The organism is Stutzerimonas stutzeri, from assembly GCF_002890915.1.
Taxonomy (GTDB): Bacteria; Pseudomonadota; Gammaproteobacteria; order Pseudomonadales; family Pseudomonadaceae; genus Stutzerimonas; species Stutzerimonas stutzeri_AF.
The window spans coordinates 2,501-5,392 of record NZ_POUT01000027.1; the positions used below are offsets into that span (position 1 = coordinate 2,501).

Genomic DNA, 2,892 nt, shown 5'->3' on the forward strand with positions numbered 1-2,892 from the left:
TTAGCGGAACGCTCTGGAAAGTGCGGCCATAGTGGGTGATAGCCCCGTACGCGAAAGTCTCTTTTCAATGAAATCGAGTAGGACGGAGCACGAGAAACTTTGTCTGAACATGGGGGGACCATCCTCCAAGGCTAAATACTACTGACTGACCGATAGTGAACCAGTACCGTGAGGGAAAGGCGAAAAGAACCCCGGAGAGGGGAGTGAAATAGAACCTGAAACCGTATGCGTACAAGCAGTGGGAGCCTACTTTGTTAGGTGACTGCGTACCTTTTGTATAATGGGTCAGCGACTTATTTTCAGTGGCGAGCTTAACCGAATAGGGGAGGCGTAGCGAAAGCGAGTCTTAATAGGGCGTCTAGTCGCTGGGAATAGACCCGAAACCGGGCGATCTATCCATGGGCAGGTTGAAGGTTAGGTAACACTGACTGGAGGACCGAACCGACTACCGTTGAAAAGTTAGCGGATGACCTGTGGATCGGAGTGAAAGGCTAATCAAGCTCGGAGATAGCTGGTTCTCCTCGAAAGCTATTTAGGTAGCGCCTCGTGTATCACTGCTGGGGGTAGAGCACTGTTTCGGCTAGGGGGTCATCCCGACTTACCAAACCGATGCAAACTCCGAATACCAGCAAGTGTCAGCACGGGAGACACACGGCGGGTGCTAACGTCCGTCGTGAAAAGGGAAACAACCCAGACCGTCAGCTAAGGTCCCAAAATCCTGGTTAAGTGGGAAACGATGTGGGAAGGCTTAGACAGCTAGGAGGTTGGCTTAGAAGCAGCCATCCTTTAAAGAAAGCGTAATAGCTCACTAGTCGAGTCGGCCTGCGCGGAAGATGTAACGGGGCTCAAACCAGGTACCGAAGCTACGGGTTCATCTTAGGATGAGCGGTAGAGGAGCGTTGTGTAAGCCTGTGAAGGTGAGTTGAGAAGCTTGCTGGAGGTATCACAAGTGCGAATGCTGACATGAGTAACGACAATGCGAGTGAAAAACTCGCACGCCGAAAGACCAAGGGTTCCTGCGCAACGTTAATCGACGCAGGGTGAGTCGGTCCCTAAGGCGAGGCTGAAGAGCGTAGTCGATGGGAAACGGGTTAATATTCCCGTACTTCTGGTTACTGCGATGGGGGGACGGAGAAGGCTAGGCCAGCTTGGCGTTGGTTGTCCAAGTTTAAGGTGGTAGGCAGGGATCTTAGGTAAATCCGGGATCTCAATGCCGAGAGCTGATGACGAGCTTTCTTTTAGAAAGCGAAGTGGTTGATGCCATGCTTCCAGGAAAAGCCTCTAAGCTTCAGGTAATCAGGAACCGTACCCCAAACCGACACAGGTGGTTGGGTAGAGAATACCAAGGCGCTTGAGAGAACTCGGGTGAAGGAACTAGGCAAAATGGCACCGTAACTTCGGGAGAAGGTGCGCCGGTGAGGGTGAATGACTTGCTCAGTAAGCCCATGCCGGTCGAAGATACCAGGCCGCTGCGACTGTTTATTAAAAACACAGCACTCTGCAAACACGAAAGTGGACGTATAGGGTGTGACGCCTGCCCGGTGCCGGAAGGTTAATTGATGGGGTTAGCGCAAGCGAAGCTCTTGATCGAAGCCCCGGTAAACGGCGGCCGTAACTATAACGGTCCTAAGGTAGCGAAATTCCTTGTCGGGTAAGTTCCGACCTGCACGAATGGCGTAACGATGGCGGCGCTGTCTCCACCCGAGACTCAGTGAAATTGAAATCGCTGTGAAGATGCAGTGTATCCGCGGCTAGACGGAAAGACCCCGTGAACCTTTACTATAGCTTTGCACTGGACTTTGAATTTGCTTGTGTAGGATAGGTGGGAGGCTTTGAAGCGTGGACGCCAGTTCGCGTGGAGCCATCCTTGAAATACCACCCTGGCAACTTTGAGGTTCTAACTCTGGTCCGTTATCCGGATCGAGGACAGTGTATGGTGGGTAGTTTGACTGGGGCGGTCTCCTCCTAAAGAGTAACGGAGGAGTACGAAGGTGCGCTCAGACCGGTCGGAAATCGGTCGCAGAGTATAAAGGCAAAAGCGCGCTTGACTGCGAGACAGACACGTCGAGCAGGTACGAAAGTAGGTCTTAGTGATCCGGTGGTTCTGTATGGAAGGGCCATCGCTCAACGGATAAAAGGTACTCCGGGGATAACAGGCTGATACCGCCCAAGAGTTCATATCGACGGCGGTGTTTGGCACCTCGATGTCGGCTCATCACATCCTGGGGCTGAAGCCGGTCCCAAGGGTATGGCTGTTCGCCATTTAAAGTGGTACGCGAGCTGGGTTTAGAACGTCGTGAGACAGTTCGGTCCCTATCTGCCGTGGACGTTTGAGATTTGAGAGGGGCTGCTCCTAGTACGAGAGGACCGGAGTGGACGAACCTCTGGTGTTCCGGTTGTCACGCCCGTGGCATTGCCGGGTAGCTACGTTCGGAAGAGATAACCGCTGAAAGCATCTAAGCGGGAAACTTGCCTCAAGATGAGATCTCACTGGAGCCTCGAGCTCCCTGAAGGGCCGTCGAAGACTACGACGTTGATAGGTGGGGTGTGTAAGCGTTGTGAGGCGTTGAGCTAACCCATACTAATTGCCCGTGAGGCTTGACCATATAACACCCAAACAATCTGCTCTGGTAGCAGAGGGTGTCGAGGTGAAGTCGACAGAAGTAACCGAAGATTTGCAGAGAACACGCAATACCGATATCACGTACCCAATACGGGAAGGCGACTGAATGCCGACTTCCCAACCGAATTGCTTGACGACCATAGAGCGTTGGAACCACCTGATCCCATCCCGAACTCAGCAGTGAAACGACGCATCGCCGATGGTAGTGTGGGGTCTCCCCATGTGAGAGTAGGTCATCGTCAAGCACCTATCCCAAACCCCCGATCCGC

Annotated in this window: 2 rRNA genes (1 of these 2 running past the window's edge); both read left to right on the forward strand. The window is 53.0% G+C overall.

The annotated features are described in order from the left end of the window. Window positions 1-2,606, forward strand: a 23S ribosomal RNA gene (locus tag CXK94_RS22120) (it extends 285 nt beyond the left edge of the window). A 146-nt stretch (window positions 2,607-2,752) separates the two neighbouring features. Then, a 5S ribosomal RNA gene (gene rrf, locus CXK94_RS22125) occupies window positions 2,753-2,868 on the forward strand. Window positions 2,869-2,892: the final 24 nt, after the last annotated feature.